Annotated in this window: 1 protein-coding gene and 1 other RNA gene; both read right to left on the reverse strand. The window is 35.0% G+C overall.

What is annotated here, in order from left to right; all coding sequences use genetic code 11:
• A partial coding sequence (locus tag AC1DUW_RS29065) for an EAL domain-containing protein (protein WP_477644218.1) occupies positions 1-277 on the reverse strand: 277 nt, incomplete at its 3' end.
• Between the two features lie 905 nt (positions 278-1,182).
• Positions 1,183-1,356: RNase P RNA component class B (gene rnpB, locus AC1DUW_RS29070), an RNA gene on the reverse strand; the annotation flags it as partial.

The raw sequence follows: 1,356 nt of genomic DNA on the forward strand, positions 1-1,356 counted from the left end.
CAGTAACAGGTAGCGGTTTTGACAAGTAAAACTCTTGAATGATATCACACTTTTGCTTTTTCAAAAAGTCTACATGCTTTTTATGTTCAACGACTTCAGCAATGATTTCCAGATTAAGTGTCTTCGACATCGTGATGGTATCTTTTACAATGAGCAAGTCACCTTTATAATTGATCAACTTTTCAGTAAAACTTTGATAAATTTTCATTGTATCAATCGGAAACCATTTAATATAACTTAAGGAAGAATAACCAGTACCAAGATCATTGATAGACAAAGTGATCCCCTGTTTTTTAAGAATAACCAATTATTCAACAGAACCCTTTTGCATTTGCCATAATTCTGCTCTCCATCAGTTTCAATCCTTGCGCAATTGGGAAATGTTCTTATTTTCAATAAGGACAATACCTTTTTCTAACATTATTCCTGTTAAAATACAAACTAGAAATGTTGATGCAAACCTTGTAATTAGGATACCCAGAAATATGGAATTACTTAACATACTCACAAGTTCATTTTATAACCAACTGGCTGATTTAGGTTAACAAGGCCTGTCTCTTTTGGAAAAGAAATGAACTCTCCAAGCTGATATGTATTCCAACCCAATTACATCTCCTGTTTCCAAGTGAACTTGCGGAAGATAATGTACCTGCAACTCATTTCTTTCAATTGCAGTCAAGATCCAAGTTTAACACAGAACGGTATTGATTATACCTTTTGAAAGTTATTATTATTATACTCATGATTTAGAGTTAACATTGCCGTACCCATCAATATGTCTTACTGACCACTTTTGAAACTGATCTTTTTTTCGATCGGTAATGTCCAAAAATAGAGCAACGTCATACACATCCCGATTCGACTCTTCGGAAATGTGGGAACCTTAACCATAAGGTAAAGAACTCTCCCTTTATGGAAAATCACTGGTGAATCACTATACATATCATATTGCTGTATAAAAGTATTAGTAAATTAAAAAAACTCTAGAGTACTGACCTGTTCATTTATGTCACTCACATAATCTTCGAATACCTTCACAAAGTCAATTTCACTTCTATGATAAGGTATTTTGCACCTCTAGTGTTAAGATATTGAGGGAAATTTTAAAATGGACAATTTTTCCACAAACAAAAACTCTCCTTTTAAAAAGGAGAGTTGTGCTTTAAGTGTTATATGGTAACGTTCTGTAAGCCATGTTTTGTTCCTCAGTACTGCAAGCGACTCACGTCTCGTACTTCGGCGGTAATCATCTATCTACAGAAGCATAGCTTCTGTCCTTCTCCTCGTTCAATTCCAAGGAAGAAAGCGCCCCTACCATTAATTTGGGTTTCTCGCTCGTGGGGTTTACCTCGTTCC

It is taken from the genome of Peribacillus sp. P4_C12 (assembly GCF_056402095.1).